The organism is Paracoccus sp. MA (assembly GCF_020990385.1).
In the GTDB taxonomy this organism is placed as follows: domain Bacteria; phylum Pseudomonadota; class Alphaproteobacteria; order Rhodobacterales; family Rhodobacteraceae; genus Paracoccus.
The window spans coordinates 503707-521025 of the sequence record NZ_CP087597.1; the positions used below are offsets into that span (position 1 = coordinate 503707).

The following is a 17319-nucleotide window of genomic DNA, read 5'->3' on the forward strand; positions in this document are numbered from 1 at the left end:
TGGTTCAGTGTTCGACCGCGCCGCCGCCCTGGCCGCGCCGCGAGACCAGCCGGGACATGATGCCCTGCCGCGTCACCTTTCCGCCGCCCTGCAGGGCCAGCGCATCGGCGCCGGTTTCGGTCATCATCTGGATGACCTCGCGCACCGGGGTCTCGCGGTCGATGGGCTCGCCCGCCAGATCGCCGGGCTCGGCCATGTCCTCGGCGGTCAGCACCGCCAGCGGGTTCATGTGGGCGACGAAATCCTCGACATAGGCATTGACCGGATTGGCGATGATCTCGCGCGCGGTGCCGACCTGCACGATGCGGCCGCCCTCCATCAGCGCGATGCGGTTGCCGATGCGGAACGCCTCGTCGAGGTCGTGGCTGACGAAGACAATGGTGCGGCGGAACCGCTCCTGCAACTCCAGCAGCTCGTCCTGCAGCCGGTTGCGGATCAGCGGGTCGAGCGCCGAGAAGGGCTCGTCCATCAGCAGGATCGGCGCCTCGGTGGCGAAGGCGCGGGCCAGGCCCACGCGCTGCTGCATGCCGCCCGAGAGATCGCCCACCTTGCGCTCGGCCCATTCGGTCAGGCCGACCGTGGCCAGCTGCGCATCGACGCGCTTGCGCCGTTCGGCGGCGGGGATGCCGGCGAGTTCCAGCCCGAGGCCCACGTTTTCGCGCACCGAGCGCCAGGGCAGCAGGCCGAATTGCTGGAAGACCATGGCGATGCGCTCGCGCCGCAGCCGGCGCAGTTCGGCGCCCGAGGCCTTGGTGACCGAAGCCATGCGGTCGCCGTCCCAGATCCGCACCTCGCCGCGGCAGACCGCGTTGAGCCCGTTCACCGCCCGCAGCAGCGTGGACTTGCCCGAGCCGGAGAGCCCCATCAGCACCAGGATCTCGCCCTCGCGCACGGCCAGCGAGCAATTGTGCACGCCCAGCACCTGGCCGGTCTCGGCCTTGATCGGGCCGCGTTCCAGCCCCTGGTCCATCAGCGGCAGCGCGGCCTGGGGCGCGTCGCCGAAGACGATGTTCACGTTGTCGAATTCGACCGCGTTGCGCGCGGCGTCCATGCGCTCAGTCATCGTGCCCCCTTACCCGCAGCATCCGGTCCAGCATGATCGCGACCACCACGATGATGAAGCCGCTTTCGAATCCCAGCGACGTGTTCACGCTGTTCAGTGCCCGCACCACCGGCACCCCCAGGCCCGAGGCGCCGACCAGCGCCGCGATCACCACCATCGACAGTGACAGCATGATGGTCTGGTTCAGCCCCGCCATGATCTGCGAGGTGGCCGAGGGCAGCTCGACCTTCCACAGCAGCTGGCGCGGGGTGGCGCCGAAGGCGATGGCGGCTTCGACCAGCGCCTTGGGGGTCGAGCTGATGCCCAGATGCGTCAGCCGGATCGGGGCCGGCAGCACGAAGATCACCGTCGCGATCAGCCCCGGCACCATGCCGATGCCGAAAAAGACGATGGCCGGGATCAGGTAGACGAAGGTCGGCAGCGTCTGCATCAGGTCCAGCACCGGGCGCATCCAGGCGTAGAGCCGGGGCCGGTGCGCGGCGGCGATGCCGATGGGCACGCCGATCGCCATGCAGACCACGCAGGCCGACAGCACCAGCGTCAGCGATTGCATGGTCTCGTCCCAATAGCCCTGGTTGAGGATGAACAGGAAGCCCAGCCCCACCAGCAGGCAGGTCTTCCAGTTGCGCTGCAGGGCCCAGGTCAGCGCCACGGCCAGCAGGGTGAAGATCAGCGGATGCGGGAATTCCAGCATTCTCAGGATGCCGTTGATCAGCCCGTCGAGCAGCTTCGAGATGGCGTTGAAGATGAATGCGGCATTGGCGTTCAGCCAGTCGAAGATCGCCTTGGCGGTCCTGCCCACCGGGATCTTCGTATCGGTCAGAAGTGCAGTCAGTTGGTCCATGCGTCCCTTTCTTTCTGCCGTGCGGGATGATCGGGGCTCGGGGGGCGGCATGCGCCGGGGTGACGCGGTGCCGGGACCCCGGGCGGCTGGTCCCGGTCAGGGTGGATGGAACCGTCCCATGAACAGGACGGCGCGGGCAAGGGCCGGCCCCTTACCGGGACAGGAGCTTGTCCAGGGCCGCGGCGGCATCGCCGCCATCCGCCGCGGTCACGCCGGCCAGCCAGGGCTTCGCCGCGTCCGGGTTGGCCTTCAGCCATTTCAGCGCCGCGTCGGCCGGGGCCTCGCCGTCGTTCAGGATAAGGCCCATGACCTCGTTCTCCATGGGCAGACTGAATTCCAGGTTCTGCAGGAATTTGCCGACATTCGGGCATTCCTCGACATAGCCGGTGCGGGTGTTGGTATCGACCCGCGCGCCGCCGAAATCCGGGCCGAAGACATCGTCCCCGCCGGCCAGATAGGTCATCTCGAACTGGGCGTTCATCGGATGCGGTTCCCAGCCGAGGAAGACCACCGGCTTGCCCGAGGCGTCGGCGCGGGAAACCTGTGCCAGCATGCCCTGTTCGCTGCTTTCGACGACCTCGAAGGTGCCGAGGTCGAACTTGTTCTCGGCCACCATTTCCAGCAGCAGGCGGTTGCCGTCATTGCCGGGTTCGATGGCGTAGATCTTGCCCTCCAGGGCGTCCTTCTGCGCGGCGATCTTGCCGAAGTCGTCGATGCCGAGCTCGGCCCCGGCCTTGTTGGTCGCCAGAGTGTATTTTGCGCCGGTCAGGTTGGTGCGCACGATCTCGACCGTGCCGGCCTCGCGATAGGGGGCGATATCGGCCTCCATCGTCGGCATCCAGTTGCCCAGGAACACGTCCACATCGTCCTTGGCCATCGCGGTATAGGTCACCGGCACCGACAGGATCTTGATTTCGGTCTGGTAGCCCAGCCCCTGCAGCACGGTCGTGGCCAGCGCCGTGGTGGCGGTGATATCGGTCCAGCCGACATCCGAGAAGACGACCTTGCGGCACGCCATCGGCTCTTCTGCCGCAGCAATGCCGGTCGTGGCGAGCGATGCGACCAACCCGGCGGCAAGAGCTGCGGCGGTGCGGCGAAATGTCATCTTTATCTCCCTGGTTTGTTGACTGGTGAGTCAATTAAGGCTTTTATTGATTGACGAGTCAATCAAAGATCTGCCAGATGCGGGTCTCTTGCGCGAATTTTCGAACGAAACGGCAAAACGGTGTCCTGTCATGCCCAAGCTTGGTGCTGAACCTATCCGAAAGGCGGCGCTGATCAACGCCGCAATCGCCACCGTGGGGCGCGCGGGCTCTCTGGACGTGACCGTGGCGCAGATCGCGCGCGAGGCGGGCATGTCCTCGGCGCTGGCGCATCACTATTTCGGCTCGAAGGAGCGGATCTTCCTGGCGGCGATGCGGCATATCCTGGCGCAATACGGTGCCTCGACCCGGGCGGCGCTGAAGGGGGCGGTGACCCCGCGCCAGCGGCTGGACGCCATCGTCGCTGCGAGTTTCGACGGCGCCAATTTCGAGCGCGACACCATCGCCGCCTGGCTGAACTTCTATGCGCTGGCGCTGGTCGAGCCCGAGGCGGCGCGGCTTCTGCGCGTCTATCACCGGCGGCTCAGCTCGAATCTGCTGGTGGCGCTGCGGCCGCTGGCCGGCGCGGGGGCCGAACGCATCGCCCGCACGCTGGGGGCGCTGATCGACGGGCTTTACCTGCGCGCGGCGCTGTCCAACGAGGCCGATGCCGCCGCCGCCGAACGCATGACGCTGGATTATCTGGAGAAGGTGTTGCCATGAGCCATGACGTGCAACCGGCCGCAAGCCTTTACATCGACGGCGCCTTCGTCGAGGGCGAGGGCGAGGCCTTGCCGGTGCATTACCCCTATACCGGCGAGGTCATCGCGCATCTGCGCGAGGCGGCCCGCGACCAGGTGACCCGCGCCACCGCCGCGGCCGCCGCCGCCCAGCCGGCCTGGGCGGCGCTGCGCCCGGTCGAGCGCGGCCGGGTGCTGATCCGGGCGGCGCAGATCATCCGCGAGCGGGCCGAGGAACTGGCGCGGCTCGAAACCCTGGACACCGGCAAGCCGATCCAGGAGACGCGGGTGGCCGACTGGCCATCGGGCGCCGATGCGCTGGAATATTTCGGCGGGCTGGCGCCGACGGTGACCGGGCAGGCGATCCCGCTGGGCGGGGATTTCGTCTATACGATCCGCGAGGCGCTGGGGGTCTGCGCCGGCATCGGCGCCTGGAACTACCCCAGCCAGATCGCCTGCTGGAAGGCGGCGCCGGCCCTGGCCATGGGCAATGCCATGGTCTTCAAGCCCAGCGAGGAAACGCCGCTGGGCGCCCTGAAACTGGCCGAGATCCTGACCGAGGCCGGGCTGCCGGCCGGCATCTTCAACGTCGTGCAGGGACGCGGCGCGGTCGGGGCGGCGCTGGTCACGGACCCGCGCGTCGCCAAGGTGTCGCTGACCGGCTCGGTCGCGACCGGGCAGAAGGTCTATGCCGCGGCGGCCGAGGGCATGCGCCATGTCACCATGGAACTGGGCGGCAAGTCGCCGCTGATCGTCTTCGACGATGCCTCGCTGGACGATGCAGTCGGCGCGGCGATGCTGGCGAATTTCTATTCCTCGGGGCAGATCTGCTCGAACGGCACCCGGGTCTTCGTGCAGGAAGGCATCCTGCCCGCCTTCCTGGACCGGCTGGCCGAGCGGGTGGCGAAGGTCCGGATCGGCGATCCGCTGGACGGGGAAACCCAGCACGGCCCCATCGTCAGCCTGGCCCAGGCGGCGAAGATCCGCGCCGCCATCGCCCGCGGCCGCGAGGAGGGCGCGCGGCTGGTCTGCGGCGGCCCGGGCGAGGGCGCCTTTGTCCCGCCCACCGTCTTCGCCGATGCTTCGGACGAGATGTGGATCGTGCGCGAGGAGATCTTCGGTCCGGTCATGTCGGTGCTGGGCTTCGCGACCGAGGAGGAGGTGGTCGCCCGCGCCAACGCCTCGCCCTATGGGCTGGCGGCGGGGGTGTTCACCCGCGACCTGGCGCGCGGCCACCGGATGGCGGCGGCGCTGCAGGCCGGAACCACCTGGATCAACGCCTATAACCTGACCCCGGTCGAGGCGCCCTTCGGCGGCGTCAAGCTGTCGGGGATCGGCCGCGAGAACTCGGCCGCGGCCATCGAGCATTATTCGCAGCTGAAATCGGTCTATGTCGGCATGGGAGGCGTCGATGCGCCCTATTGATCGGCGCCGCGCCTGTGGCGCGGTGGGCATGGGTATTTGGAAAACAGAGAAAGCCCGCAGGGCGGTGCAGGAGGTCAGGGCATGATCCCGGATTACGTCATCGTCGGCGCCGGCTCGGCCGGCTGCGCGCTGGCCTATCGGCTGGTGATGGCCGGCAAGCGGGTGGACATCATCGAATATGGCGGCAGCGATGTCGGGCCCTTCATCCAGATGCCGGCGGCGCTGTCCTATCCGATGAACATGCGCCGCTATGACTGGGGGTTTTCGTCCGAGCCCGAGCCGCATCTGGGCGGGCGCCGGCTGGTGACGCCGCGCGGCAAGGTGGTCGGGGGCTCGTCCTCGATCAACGGCATGGTCTTCGTGCGCGGCCATGCCCGGGATTTCGACTTCTGGGCCGAGAGCGGCGCCGACGGCTGGGCCTATGCCGATGTGCTGCCCTATTTCAAGCGCATGGAAAGCTCGCATGGCGCGGTCAGCGACTATCGCGGCACCGAGGGGCCGCTGCATGTGACCCGCGGCTCGCGCAAGAACCCGCTGTTCAACGCCTTCATCCGCGCCGGGCGCGAGGCCGGCTATCCGACGACCGAGGATTACAACGGCGCCCGGCAGGAGGGTTTCGGCGCCATGGAGGCGACGATCTGGGAAGGCCGGCGCTGGTCGGCCGCCAATGCCTATCTGCGCCCGGCGCAGGCCACCGGCCGCTTGCGGCTGCGGCGCGGGCTGGCGCAGCGCGTGGTCTTCGAGGATGGCCGCGCGGTCGGCGTCGAGGTCAGGAATACCCGCGGTGTCAATGTGTTCCGGGCGAAACATGAGGTGATCCTTTCGGCCAGCTCGATCAACACGCCGAAGCTGCTGATGCTGTCGGGCATCGGGCCGGCGGACCACCTGCGCGAACATGGCGTCGAGGTCAGGGCGGACCGGCCCGGGGTGGGGGCGAACCTGCAGGATCACCTGGAGGTCTACATGCAATATACCGCGACCAAGCCCATCACGCTTTACAAGCACTGGAACCTGTGGGGGAAAGGCTCGATCGGGGCGCAATGGCTGGCGACGGGGACGGGGCTGGGCGCCTCGAACCAGTTCGAGAGCTGCGGCTTCATCCGTTCGGCCGCCGGGGTGGAATATCCGGACATCCAGTATCACTTCCTGCCGCTTGCCGTGCGCTATGACGGCAGGGCGGCGGCCGAGGGGCATGGCTTCCAGGTCCATGTCGGGCCGATGCGGTCCAAGTCGCGCGGCACGGTGCGGCTGAAATCGGCCGATCCGAAACAGGCGCCCGAGATCCGCTTCAACTACATGTCGCATCCCGACGACTGGGCCGAGTTCCGCGCCTGCGTGCGGCTGACCCGCGAGATCTTCGAGCAGCCGGCCTTTGCGGAATACAAGGGCTACGAGATCCAGCCCGGCGAGGATGTGGTGAGCGACGATCAGATCGACGCCTTCATCCGCGAGCATGCCGAGTCGGCCTTTCACCCCTGCGGCACGGCGCGCATGGGCCGGCGGGACGACGACATGGCGGTGGTCGATCCCGAGCTGCGGGTGATCGGGGTCGAGGGGCTGCGCGTCGCCGACAGCTCGATCTTTCCGCGCATCACCAATGGCAACCTGAACGCGCCCTCGATCATGACCGGCGAGAAGGCCGCCGACCATATCCTGGGCCAGGGGATGCTGGCGCCGCTGAACCTGGGGCCCGAGATTTCGCCGAACTGGCAGATAACCCAGCGTTCCGCTTAGGTTACGATCCGTTCTTCGGGTGTTTCAACAAGTCCGCGAGCCCGGCGAAGGGCTTGCGGGTCTCGGCCGCGGGCTCGGGTTCGGGCGCGTCCAGCGCGGCCCCTTCGGCGCGCGGATAGAGCGGCAGCGCCAGCGCCAGGGCCTCGACCATGATCGCTTCGATATCGATGAACTGCCCCAGCGGCTCGAGCTCGTCATCGGGCATCTCGACCTCGTCGCCCTCGGGGGCGGCGGCATGGGGCGAGAACAGGCGATGCACCTCTTCCTGCAGGCTGGTCGCGACCGGGGCCAGCGTCACCACGCAGGGCTGCACGACGCGGGCGGCAAGCGTGCCCGTCACCTCCCAGGCGTCGCTGGAGACGGCGCGGATGCTGCCGGAAAAGCGCAGCCGGGGCAGGGCGTTCAGTCCCAGCTCGGCCGCCAGCGCCGCGCGCGCCGCGGCATCGGGGGCCAGCGCGAAACCGGTCGGCTGGCGCGGGTTCAGGTGGGCCACCCGGAACCGGGTCTGCGGGGCTTTGGAATCGGTCATCGGTGGCCTTTCGCGGGCGGACTTGCCCTGGGTCTGGATATTCTTGAGCGCGGGGCATGAGTTTGCTAAGCCGGTCGCGCGGCGTCAACAGGCGCGTAAGGGGACAGAGAGAAGATGAAGATTTCCCGGCGGCAGCTCATGGGTTTCGCATTGGCCGCGCCTCTTGGCCTTTCCGCCTGCCAGGCCACCTATCGCAACCATGGCTATGTTCCGCCCCAGGAACAGCTGGCCCAGGTCGTGGTCGGCCAGACCTCGCAATCCCAGCTTGAGGGGCTGATCGGCCGGCCCTCGGCCCAGGGGCTGCTGACCGGCTCGGCCTGGTATTACGTCGGCTCGCGCTGGGAGTTCTACGGGCCCCGGCAGCCGCGCGAGATCGACCGCCAGGTGGTGGCCGTCAGCTTTGCCGAGAACGGCGTGGTCAGCAATGTCGAGCATTTCGGGCTGGAGCGCGGCCGGGTCGTGGTGCTGTCGCGGCGCGTGACCGATACCGGGGTCGCCAGCCTCGGCCTGGTCCGCCAGCTGCTGGGCAATGTCGGCCGCGTCCAGGCCAGCGACCTGTTGCGCGACTGACCGGCGCGGGAGGCCGCGGGCGCTCAGCCCGGCTCGGGCACGAAGCGCAGCGCCACGCCGTTGATGCAATAGCGCAGCCCGGTCGGCGGGGGCCCGTCGGGAAAGACATGGCCCAGATGCGCATCGCAGCGGTGGCAGCGCACCTCGGTGCGGATCATGCCGTGGCTGGTGTCGCGATGCTCGTCGATCCTGCCCCCGGGCCGGGAAAAGCTGGGCCAGCCGCAATGGCTTTCGAACTTGGCGTCGCCGTCGAAGAGCCGCGCCCCGCAGCAGACGCATTCGTAATGGCCCGGCCCCTGCGGGAAGCCCGGATGCGAGAACGGCCGCTCGGTTCCGGCCTGCCGGGTGACGCGATAGGTTTCCGGGTCCAGCTGCGCCCGCCATTCCGCTTCCGTCTTGATGATCCGTTCCGACATCTTGGCCCTTCAATCCTGCTATGCTGCTGTTACAAGATAGGCGCAGGATGGGCGGTAACAAGTCGGATCGGGGCCAGTTCACGGACGGGCAGGGCGCCATGATGTCACTCAGCAAGGGCCGCTACGAGATCGGTTTCGCCGAGAGCGCAGGGCAGATCCGCGAGGCGCAGCGGCTGCGCTGGCTGTGCTTTCGCGGCCGGGGCCGGGATGCCGAGGCAGCGGAGGCGCTGGATGCCGACGATTACGACGATCGCTGCGCCCATGTGCTGATTCGCGACGGTGCCTCGGGCCGGCTGGTCGCCTGCTTCCGCATGCTGACCCTGTCCGGCGGGGCCGAGATCGGCGACAGCTATTCGGCGCGCTATTACAACCTGTCCCGTTTGCGCGATTTCCGCGGCCGCATGGTCGAGATCGGCCGATTCTGCATCCATCCCGAATGGCAGGACCCGGACATATTGCGCCTCGCCTGGGGGGCGCTGGCGCGGCATGTGGACGAGGAGGACGTCGAGATGCTGTTCGGCTGTTCCAGCTTCATGGGCACCGACACCCATGGCTACGAGGACGCCTTTGCCATGCTGCGCGAGCGGCATCTGGCGCCGAAGCGCTGGCTGCCGCGGGTGAAGGCGCCGCAGGTCTTTCGCTTTGCCCGGGCGCTGCGGCTGCGCAAGGCCGACCCACGCCGCGCCATGGCGGCGATGCCGCCGCTTCTGCGCTCATACCTCGCCATGGGGGGCTGGGTCAGCGATCATGCGGTGGTGGACCGGCAGCTGGACACGCTGCATGTCTTCACCGGGCTGGAGATCCGCGCCATTCCCCCCGGACGCGCGAAACTCTTGCGCGCGGCGGGGATGTAGGCCGGCTTTGCATCCGGCTGCGAAACCGCCTATCTGCGCGGGCATGAGCGACAGATTCCATTTCTCCGTTTCGGCCACCGACGGCCGCGCCCGCAGCGGTGTGATCCACACGCCGCGCGGCGAGATCCGCACCCCCGCCTTCATGCCGGTCGGCACCGCCGCCACGGTCAAGGCCATGCTGCCCGAATCGGTGCGCGCCACCGGCGCCGACATCCTGCTGGGCAACACCTATCACCTGATGCTGCGCCCCGGCGCCGAACGCATCGCCCGGCTGGGCGGGTTGCACCGGTTCATGAACTGGCCGCGCCCGATCCTGACCGATTCGGGTGGCTTTCAGGTCATGTCGCTGTCCAGCCTGCGCAAGCTGACCGAAGAGGGCGTGACCTTTTCCAGCCATGTCGACGGCTCCAAGCATTTCCTGTCGCCCGAGACCAGCATGGAGATCCAGCGCCTGCTGGGCTCGGACATCGTCATGGCCTTCGACGAATGCCCGGCCCTGCCCGCCTCCGAGGAGGTGGTGGCGAAATCCATGCGCATGTCGATGCGCTGGGCGCAGCGCAGCCGCGACGCCTTCGGCGACCGGCCCGGCCACGCGCTTTTCGGCATCATGCAGGGCGGCGTCACCCGCGAGCTGCGCGAGGAATCGGCCGAGGCTCTGAAATCCATCGGCTTCGAGGGATACGCCATCGGCGGCCTCGCCGTGGGCGAGGGGCAGGAGGCGATGTTCGGCGTGCTGGACTATGCCCCCGGCTTCCTGCCCGAGGACAAGCCGCGCTACCTGATGGGCGTCGGCAAGCCCGACGACATCGTCGGCGCGGTGCTGCGCGGCGTGGACATGATGGATTGCGTGCTGCCCTCGCGCTCTGGCCGCACCGGGCAGGCCTGGACCCGGCGCGGCCAGGTCAATGTCAAGAACGCGCGCCATGCCGACGACCCGCGCCCGCTGGATGAAAACTGCAACTGCCCGGCTTGCACCGGCTATTCCCGCGCCTATCTGCACCATGTCTTCCGCGCCGGCGAGATGATCTCGGGCATGCTGCTGACCTGGCACAACCTGCATTACTTCCAGGAGCTGATGGCCGGGCTGCGCGAGGCCATCGCCCGCGGCACCCTGGCCGCATTCGTGGCCGAATTCGAGGCAATGCGGGCACAGGGCGACATAGAACCTTTGTGAAACGCCGGGTAATGCCTTGAATTTCTGCGAACCTTCGATATTGCCGGAGGGAATCGCCCGGCGGATGACCCGCCGCCCCTTGAAAGAGCCCTATGCCAGCCACTGCACAGACCGACCGCAAGACCGAGATCCGCACCATCGCCACCACGGCCGAACTGGCCGAATTCTGTGAACTGGCCAAGGCCCAGCCCTATGTCACGCTCGACACCGAATTCCTGCGCGAGCGGACCTATTATTCCAAGCTCTGCCTGATCCAGGCGGCGCTGCCGCCGGCCTCGGCCGCCAAGGCGGCGGGCGGCGCCGCGGTGCTGATCGACCCTCTGGCCGAGGGGCTGTCGCTGGAGCCGCTCTACGACCTGTTCCGCCACAAGGCGACGGTCAAGGTCTTCCACGCCGCGCGGCAGGATCTGGAGATCTTCTTCCACGATGCCGGCGTCATGCCCGACCCGCTTTTCGACACCCAGATCGCCGCCATGGTCTGCGGCTTCGGCGAGCAGGTCGGCTACGAGACGCTGGTCAAGAAGATCGCCCGCCAGCCCTTGGACAAGAGCTCGCGCTTCACCGACTGGTCGCACCGGCCGCTCTCGGAGGCGCAGGCGGCCTATGCGCTGGCCGACGTGACGCATCTGCGGGCGATCTACGAATTCCTCTCGGCCCAGCTCGACAAGACCGGCCGGGCGCCCTGGCTGGCCGAAGAGGTCGCGGTGCTTCTGAATCCCGAAACCTACATCACCCGTCCGGAAGAGGCGTGGGAGCGGGTGCGCACCCGCTCCGGCTCGCCGCGCTTCCTGGCCGTGGTGCGCGAACTCGCGCGCTTCCGCGAGACCTATGCGCAGGAACGCGACATTCCCCGCGCCCGGGTGTTCAAGGACGATGCGCTGATCGAGCTGGCCTCGACCAAGCCGTTGACCGAGGCCGATCTGGCCAAGTCGCGGCTGCTTCTGCGCGACGCGCGCCGGGGCGAGATCGCCAACGGCATCCTCGCCGCGGTCAAGGCGGGGGTCGAGGCCCGCGACCTGCCCAAGCCCGCGCCCGAGGAACCGGGCCGGCCAGGCAATGCGGCGCTGGCCGACCTTCTGCGCGTATTGCTGAAAGCCAAGGCCGATGCAGCGGGCGTGGCGCCGCGGCTGATCGCCTCGGCCGCCGATCTGGACGCCATCGCCTCGGGCGCGCGCGACCTGCCGGCGCTGCATGGCTGGCGGGCCGAGGTCTTCGGCCGCGACGCGCTGCGGCTGGCGACGGGCGAGATCGCGCTTTCCGCCCAGGGCGGTGCGGTCAAGGTGGTGCCCTGTCCCTAATCCTCGTCGCCGCCGGCCACTTCGCGGGCGGCGGGGCTGATCGCCACCCGGATCAGATACAGCACCACCATCGCCATGCCGGTGGCCATCAGTGCCAGCCGCAGGTCGCCGGTTCCGCAGCACAGCCCGATGGCGCCGCACAGCCACATCGAGGCGCCTGTGGTGATGCCGCGCACATTGCCCTTGTTGATGACGATCGAGCCCGCGGCCAGAAAGGCCACGCCCGCGGTCACCGCCTCGATCAGCCGCAAGGGGTCGGTGCGCTGCTGACTCTCGTTCTCCGGGGTGAAATTGACCAGTTCCATCGCCACCAGCGTGAAGCAGGCCGCCGCCAGCGCGATCAGCATATGCGTGCGCAGCCCGGCGGCGCGCGACTTGACCTCGCGCTCCCAGCCGATCACCCCGCCAAGCAGAACCGCCATGGTCAGCCGCAGGGCGACCACGCTGGCGGGCAGGCTCATGGGGCGCGAGAACTCGCCCGCCAGCATGTCCAGCATGTTGTCACTTTCGAGACGCTTTTTCCTCGATCCCCGAACGCCCCTCGCGGCGGTCGAGTTCATTTTCCACGTCCGAAAGCGTCACGTCGCGCGCCGCCAGCATGACCAGCAGGTGGTAAAGCGTATCTGCGGCCTCGGAGATCAGCCGCTCGCGGTCGCCCTTGACCGCCTCGATGATCGCCTCGACGGCTTCCTCGCCGAATTTCTCGGCGCATTTCTCCGGGCCCTTCGCCAGCAGCTTGGCGGTCCAGCTGGTCTCGGGATCGGCGCCCTTGCGTGCCGCGATGGTCTCGGCCAGGCGCTGCATTCCAGTCTGCGCGGGGCCGCTCATGTCAGCCTCACGGGAATGCCGGCGGCGGCCAGATGTGCCTTGGCCTCGGCCACGGTGAAGGTGCCGAAATGGAAGATCGAGGCCGCCAGCACCGCCGAGGCATGGCCCTCCAGCACGCCCTCGGCCAGATGCTCCAGCATCCCGACCCCGCCCGAGGCGATCACCGGCACGTTCACCGCATCGGCGACGGCGCGGGTCAGCGGAATGTTGAAGCCCGACTTGGTGCCGTCGCGGTCCATGCTGGTCAGCAGGATCTCGCCCGCGCCCTTGGCGGCCACGGTGCGGGCGAATTCCACCGCGTCGATGCCGGTGGGCTTGCGGCCGCCATGGGTGAAGATCTCCCACTTCCCCGGCGCCACGGTCTTGGCGTCGATGGCGCAGACGATGCACTGGCTGCCGAAACGGTCGGCGGCTTCGGCGATCACGTCGGGATTGGCCACGGCGGCCGAGTTGAAGCTGACCTTGTCCGCGCCGGCCAGCAGCAGCGCCCGCACGTCCTGGTGGCTGCGCACGCCGCCGCCCACGGTCAGCGGCACGAAGCAGGCCTCGGCGGTGCGCGTCACCAGGTCGTACATGGTGCCGCGATTCTCATGCGTGGCATGGATGTCGAGGAAACAGATCTCGTCCGCGCCGGCGGCGTCATAGGCGCGCGCCGCCTCGACCGGATCGCCGGCATCGACGAGATCGACGAAATTCACGCCCTTGACCACGCGGCCATCGGCGACATCCAGGCAGGGGATCACACGGGTCTTGAGCATGGGCCTTGTTACCTCGCCCCGCGTCGTCAGGCCAGCGCCTTCAGCGCCGCGTTCAGGTCGATGGCGCCGTCGTAAAGCGCCCGGCCCGAGATGGCGCCGGCAATGACCCCGGTCGCGCGCAGCGCCATCAGGTCCTGCATCGAGGAAACCCCGCCCGAGGCGATGACCGGAATGTTCACCGCCCGGGCCAGCGCCTCGGTCGCGGCGATGTTGGGGCCGGCCATGGCGCCGTCGCGGTCGATATCGGTATAGATGATCGCGGCGACGCCGGCGTCCTCGAAGCGATGCGCCAGGTCGACGGCCATCACGTCGGTCTCCTCGGCCCAGCCGCGCGTCGCTACCCGGCCGCCGCGGGCGTCGATGCCGACGGCGATCTTGCCGGGAAAGGCCATCGCCGCCTCGTGCACCAGCGCCGGCTGCTCGACCGCCACCGTGCCCAGGATCACCCGCGCCAGCCCGCGCTCCAGCCAGGCCTCGATGGTCGCCATGTCGCGGATGCCGCCGCCCAGCTGGGCCGGCACCTCGATGGCGGCCAGGATCGCCTCGACCGCGGCGGCGTTCACCGGCTTGCCGGCGAATGCGCCGTTCAGATCGACCAGATGCAGCCATTCCGCTCCGGCATCCTGAAAGGCGCGGGCCTGCGCGGCGGGGTCCGAGCCGAAGACGGTCGCCGCCTCCATGTCGCCGCGCAGCAGGCGCACGCAATTGCCGTCCTTGAGGTCGATCGCGGGATAAAGGATCATCGCATCTCTCCTGATAGCGTGGCGCCCCTTTGCCACAGCCGGCGCCGATCCGAAAGGCCCCGGCACCCGAAGCCGCGACCTCACGTCAGGCTTGATCGGCGGGGGCGGGCGCCCGCATCCTGCGCCCGGGACCACAACCCGCCAACAGGACCCCAAGGGAGGGGAATCACCATGAGAACACTGGCTCTTGCCGCATCGCTCGCGCTCGCCGGCGCCGCCGCCCAGGCCGAAGGCATCAGCGGCATCTTCCAGACCCAGCCCAATGACGACGGCAATGTCGGCATGGTGCAGTTCTACGACTGCGGCGGCAAATATTGCGGCAAGCTGATCAAGAGCTTCGACAAGGCCGGGAAGGAAATCAGCTCGCCCCATACCGGCAAGAACATCGTCGCCGGCATGACCGACGAGGGCGGCGGCAAGTTCTCGGGCGGCACGATCTGGGACCCGGGCGCGGACAAGACCTACAAGTCGAAGATGCAGCTCAGCGGCAAGACGCTGAGCGTCTCGGGCTGCATCGCGGTGTTCTGCAAGACGCAGCGCTGGGTCCAGGTAAAATAGGCCCCGGCTTCTTTCTTGTCCAAATATCCTCGGGGGTCCGGGGGCAGACAGCCCCCGGCACCGGCGGCCCTCACGGGCGCCAGCGCAGGAAATTGCCGATGATCCGCAGCCCGACGGCCTGCGACTTCTCGGGATGGAACTGGGTGCCGACGATATTGCCCTTCCCGACCACCGCCGTCACTGGGCCGCCGTAATCCGCCGTGGCCAGCAGATGCGCCGGATCGGCGACGCGGAATTGCCAGCTATGCACGAAATAGGCATGGTCGCCGGTGGCGATGCCGTCCAGCAGCGGATGTGGGCGCAGCACCGTCAGGTCGTTCCAGCCCATATGCGGCACCTTCAGGCCGGGGGCGTCGATGGCCTCGATCTCGCCGCCGATCCAGCCCAGCCCGGCGGTATCGCGATATTCATGGCCGATCTCGGCCAGCATCTGCATGCCGACGCAGATGCCCATGAAGGGCACGGCACGGTCCAGCACCGCCTCGCGCAGCGCCTCGACCATGCCCGGCACGGCGTCGAGCGCCGCCCGGCAGGCCGGAAAGGCACCGTCGCCCGGCAGCACGATGCGCTCGGCGCGGGCCACCACCGCGGGATCGGAGGTCACCACGACCTCGGCCCCGGCCTCGCGCCCCATCAGCGCGAAGGCCTTCTCGGCCGAATGCAGGTTGCCGCTGTCGTAATCGACCAGCGCGACGCGCATCACAGCGCGCCCTTGGTCGAGGGCAGCACGCCCGCCATGCGCGGGTCGGGCTCGACCGCCTCGCGCAGGGCGCGAGCCACGGCCTTGAAGGCGGCCTCGGCGATGTGATGGGCGTTCAGCCCGTGGAGGCGGTCCACATGCAGCGTGATCCCGCCATGGGTCGAAAGCGCCTGGAAGAATTCCCGCACCAGCTCGGTGTCGAAGCTGCCGATCTTCTGCGCCGGGAAATCCACGTTCCAGACCAGATAAGGCCGCGCCGACAGGTCCAGCGCAGCGCGCACCAGCGCATCGTCCATCGCCAGGTGGAAGGCGCCATAGCGCCGGATGCCCTTCTTGTCCCCCAGCGCCCGGGCCAAGGCCTGGCCGATGGCGATGCCGGTATCCTCGACCGTGTGGTGGTCGTCGACATGCATGTCGCCCTTGGCCCGCACCGTCAGGTCGATCAGCGAATGCCGCGCCAGCTGGTCCAGCATGTGATCGAAGAAGCCGACGCCGGTGCGGTTGTCGTAGCGGCCGCTGCCGTCCAGGTCCAGCTCGACCTCGATCTGCGTTTCGGCCGTGTCGCGGGTGATCTTTGCGCGGCGCATCTGGCGTCTCTCCTCATCAGGCTCGCCGCCTTATAGGACCCGATCCGGCGGCTGAAAAGCGCGGGATGCGGCGGGAAACCGCACCCATCCTTGTCATATGGCCGATGCAATGCCAAAAAGTGACAAGCGACCCACAAGGGCGACCCGCAAGGACAAGCGACCCGAAAGGATCCCGGCCGATGAGAGACGACCTGAACGCCAGCGAAAAGCGGCTGATCGCGGCCCTGGACCGCATCGACCAATTCCTCGACCGTGCGGACCTGGCGCGCCGCACCGCCTCCGGACCCCCGGCCGGCGATGCCGAAGGCGCCGAGGCGCGGCTGCGCGAGATTCAGGCCGAAAATCAGCGCCTCTCGCAAGACCTTGCCGCGCTGCACGAGCGCCAGGCGGCCATGCTGGCCGACTGCGAGGCGCGGCTGGCCGAGGCGCATCAGCGGCTGGTCCATGCCGGGCAGGAAGCCGCCCGGCTCTCGGCCGCGAACGAGGCCTTGGCCGAGGCCAACCGCGCCCTGATCGCGGCCCAGGGCGGCGGCGAGTCGCCGGACGAGACCCGCCGGGCGCTGGAGGCCGAGATCGAATCGCTGCGCGCCGCCCGCTCTGCCGAGATCGCGCAGATGGGCGAGATCATCGACGCGCTGGACCGGATGATCGACCTGCCGCCGCAGGCGGGGCCGGCAGGTGCGTCCGAAACCGGAACCGCCGCGCCGGTCGAGGACGGCCCGGCCGAGCCGGCGGGGCGGAGCGAGGAGCCGGCCGGCGACCTGGCCCGGGAAGGCGCCAATCTGGACGGGGAAAGGGGCTGAGCCATGGCCGAAGTCGATTTCACGATCGGGCACAAATCCTATACGCTGGCCTGCCAGGAGGGCGAGGAGCGGCTGCTGAAACGCGCCGCGGGCCTTCTGGATGCCGAGGCGCGGGTGATCCTGGAACAGGCCGGCCGCATGCCCGAGCCGCGGCTGCTGCTGTTGTCGGGGCTGATGCTGGCCGACCGCACCTCGGCGCTGGAGGATCGCGTCGCCTCGCTGGAACGCGAACTGGCGCGGCTGAAGACCAATCCGCAGCGCGTCGAGGTGCCGGTGGTGCCCGAAAGCCTCGCCGAGGCCATGGCCGAACTGGCGGCGCGGGCCGAGGCCCTGGCCCAGAAGGCCGAGGACCAGACGGCGGGCTGATCCCCCGCCCGCGCCGTCCCATGAGTATTTGAAGAATCGGTGAAGAACAGGCCGCGCCGATGATGCGCGGGCTGCCTGTTCGCATGTTCCCTTGCCGGGGTTCGCTGTCCGGGGCGAATCCGCCGGCGAGGAGCCGGGATTCTTTCCGCCTTGGGCGGGATCGGGCGAACAATTCCCGGCATGGAGCAGAAATGGAAGCGTAACATATTGAAATACATCAATATTAAAAACGATGGTTTAACGCGTC

At 68.5% G+C, this 17319-nt stretch carries 21 protein-coding genes; 10 read left to right on the forward strand and 11 right to left on the reverse strand.

Translation table 11 applies throughout. The features are described 5' to 3' along the window. Nucleotides 1-4: 4 nt before the first annotated feature. The 3 genes from choV to choX form a co-directional block, all read right to left on the reverse strand. Complete coding sequence (choV, locus tag LOS78_RS02610; RefSeq protein WP_028712575.1) at nucleotides 5-1063, reverse strand: choline ABC transporter ATP-binding protein; 1059 nt, start codon at nucleotides 1061-1063, stop codon at nucleotides 5-7. Beyond that, nucleotides 1056-1907: a choline ABC transporter permease subunit gene (gene choW, locus LOS78_RS02615; protein WP_028712576.1), complete on the reverse strand. Its 852-nt coding sequence runs from the start codon at nucleotides 1905-1907 to the stop codon at nucleotides 1056-1058. The genes choV and choW overlap by 8 nt, the downstream gene beginning before the upstream one ends. A gap of 151 nt (nucleotides 1908-2058) precedes the next feature. After that, nucleotides 2059-3012, reverse strand: a complete 954-nt coding sequence (choX, locus tag LOS78_RS02620) for a choline ABC transporter substrate-binding protein (RefSeq protein ID WP_028712577.1) — start codon at nucleotides 3010-3012, stop codon at nucleotides 2059-2061. A 130-nt stretch (nucleotides 3013-3142) separates the two neighbouring features. Between choX and betI the strand changes: the two genes are divergently transcribed. The 3 genes from betI to betA all read left to right on the forward strand — a co-directional run bounded on the left by betI (nucleotide 3143) and on the right by betA (nucleotide 6888). Further along, nucleotides 3143-3712: a transcriptional regulator BetI gene (gene betI / locus LOS78_RS02625; protein WP_028712578.1), complete on the forward strand. Its 570-nt coding sequence runs from the start codon at nucleotides 3143-3145 to the stop codon at nucleotides 3710-3712. Next, the gene (gene betB / locus LOS78_RS02630; RefSeq protein WP_230376792.1) at nucleotides 3709-5154 is read left to right on the forward strand and encodes a betaine-aldehyde dehydrogenase; all 1446 of its coding nucleotides are present in this window, start codon (nucleotides 3709-3711) and stop codon (nucleotides 5152-5154) included. Before betI ends, betB begins: the two co-directional genes overlap by 4 nt. A gap of 81 nt (nucleotides 5155-5235) precedes the next feature. Beyond that, nucleotides 5236-6888: a choline dehydrogenase gene (betA, locus tag LOS78_RS02635; RefSeq protein WP_230376793.1), complete on the forward strand. Its 1653-nt coding sequence runs from the start codon at nucleotides 5236-5238 to the stop codon at nucleotides 6886-6888. A gap of 1 nt (nucleotide 6889) precedes the next feature. On the opposite strand, the gene LOS78_RS02640 is transcribed toward betA, so the two are convergent. Continuing rightward, entirely contained in the window at nucleotides 6890-7417 is a 528-nt protein-coding gene (locus tag LOS78_RS02640) for a DUF177 domain-containing protein (protein WP_230376794.1), read from the reverse strand. A gap of 114 nt (nucleotides 7418-7531) precedes the next feature. Here LOS78_RS02640 and LOS78_RS02645 point away from each other — a divergent pair, with 114 nt between their 5' ends. After that, complete coding sequence (locus LOS78_RS02645) at nucleotides 7532-7987, forward strand: outer membrane protein assembly factor BamE (protein ID WP_051416190.1); 456 nt, start codon at nucleotides 7532-7534, stop codon at nucleotides 7985-7987. Between the two features lie 23 nt (nucleotides 7988-8010). Here the strand turns inward: LOS78_RS02645 and msrB are convergent, their stop codons facing one another. Continuing rightward, entirely contained in the window at nucleotides 8011-8403 is a 393-nt protein-coding gene (gene msrB, locus LOS78_RS02650; protein WP_028712583.1) for a peptide-methionine (R)-S-oxide reductase MsrB, read from the reverse strand. Between the two features lie 98 nt (nucleotides 8404-8501). Here msrB and LOS78_RS02655 point away from each other — a divergent pair, with 98 nt between their 5' ends. From LOS78_RS02655 to rnd, 3 genes are all read left to right on the forward strand, one after another. Next, on the forward strand, nucleotides 8502-9257 hold the full coding sequence (locus LOS78_RS02655; RefSeq protein ID WP_028712584.1) for a GNAT family N-acetyltransferase: 756 nt from the start codon (nucleotides 8502-8504) through the stop codon (nucleotides 9255-9257). A gap of 43 nt (nucleotides 9258-9300) precedes the next feature. Continuing rightward, complete coding sequence (gene tgt / locus LOS78_RS02660) at nucleotides 9301-10431, forward strand: tRNA guanosine(34) transglycosylase Tgt (RefSeq protein WP_230376795.1); 1131 nt, start codon at nucleotides 9301-9303, stop codon at nucleotides 10429-10431. Nucleotides 10432-10559: 128 nt separating this feature from the next. After that, nucleotides 10560-11729 carry a ribonuclease D gene (gene rnd, locus LOS78_RS02665; RefSeq protein WP_371824707.1) on the forward strand — a complete coding sequence of 390 codons (1170 nt, stop codon included), beginning with the start codon at nucleotides 10560-10562 and terminating at the stop codon, nucleotides 11727-11729. Here rnd and LOS78_RS02670 read toward each other — a convergent pair. From LOS78_RS02670 to hisA, 4 genes are read right to left on the reverse strand one after another with little or no spacing between them, the layout of a single operon-like run. Then, nucleotides 11726-12226, reverse strand: coding sequence for an MgtC/SapB family protein (locus tag LOS78_RS02670; protein WP_028712588.1), 501 nt, complete (start codon nucleotides 12224-12226; stop codon nucleotides 11726-11728). The genes rnd and LOS78_RS02670 overlap by 4 nt on opposite strands. 4 nt (nucleotides 12227-12230) lie before the next feature. Then, on the reverse strand, nucleotides 12231-12557 hold the full coding sequence (locus LOS78_RS02675) for a phosphoribosyl-ATP diphosphatase (RefSeq protein WP_028716346.1): 327 nt from the start codon (nucleotides 12555-12557) through the stop codon (nucleotides 12231-12233). Continuing rightward, nucleotides 12554-13315 carry an imidazole glycerol phosphate synthase subunit HisF gene (gene hisF / locus LOS78_RS02680; protein WP_028712590.1) on the reverse strand — a complete coding sequence of 254 codons (762 nt, stop codon included), beginning with the start codon at nucleotides 13313-13315 and terminating at the stop codon, nucleotides 12554-12556. The genes LOS78_RS02675 and hisF overlap by 4 nt, the downstream gene beginning before the upstream one ends. Before the next feature lie 26 nt (nucleotides 13316-13341). Then, entirely contained in the window at nucleotides 13342-14058 is a 717-nt protein-coding gene (gene hisA, locus LOS78_RS02685) for a 1-(5-phosphoribosyl)-5-[(5-phosphoribosylamino)methylideneamino]imidazole-4-carboxamide isomerase (RefSeq protein WP_028712591.1), read from the reverse strand. A 171-nt stretch (nucleotides 14059-14229) separates the two neighbouring features. On the opposite strand from hisA, the gene LOS78_RS02690 reads away from it, so the two are divergent. Beyond that, complete coding sequence (locus LOS78_RS02690) at nucleotides 14230-14616, forward strand: DUF2147 domain-containing protein (RefSeq protein ID WP_230376797.1); 387 nt, start codon at nucleotides 14230-14232, stop codon at nucleotides 14614-14616. A 70-nt stretch (nucleotides 14617-14686) separates the two neighbouring features. Here the strand turns inward: LOS78_RS02690 and hisH are convergent, their stop codons facing one another. Both hisH and hisB read right to left on the reverse strand, forming a co-directional pair. Continuing rightward, nucleotides 14687-15316: an imidazole glycerol phosphate synthase subunit HisH gene (hisH, locus tag LOS78_RS02695; protein ID WP_028712593.1), complete on the reverse strand. Its 630-nt coding sequence runs from the start codon at nucleotides 15314-15316 to the stop codon at nucleotides 14687-14689. Further along, nucleotides 15316-15903 carry an imidazoleglycerol-phosphate dehydratase HisB gene (gene hisB, locus LOS78_RS02700; protein ID WP_230376798.1) on the reverse strand — a complete coding sequence of 196 codons (588 nt, stop codon included), beginning with the start codon at nucleotides 15901-15903 and terminating at the stop codon, nucleotides 15316-15318. The genes hisH and hisB overlap by 1 nt, the downstream gene beginning before the upstream one ends. Before the next feature lie 179 nt (nucleotides 15904-16082). Between hisB and LOS78_RS02705 the strand changes: the two genes are divergently transcribed. Then, complete coding sequence (locus LOS78_RS02705) at nucleotides 16083-16706, forward strand: hypothetical protein (protein ID WP_230376799.1); 624 nt, start codon at nucleotides 16083-16085, stop codon at nucleotides 16704-16706. A gap of 3 nt (nucleotides 16707-16709) precedes the next feature. Further along, a complete protein-coding gene (locus tag LOS78_RS02710) occupies nucleotides 16710-17072 on the forward strand; it encodes a cell division protein ZapA (RefSeq protein WP_028712596.1) in 363 nt (120 codons plus the stop codon). The last annotated feature ends 247 nt before the right edge of the window (nucleotides 17073-17319 follow it).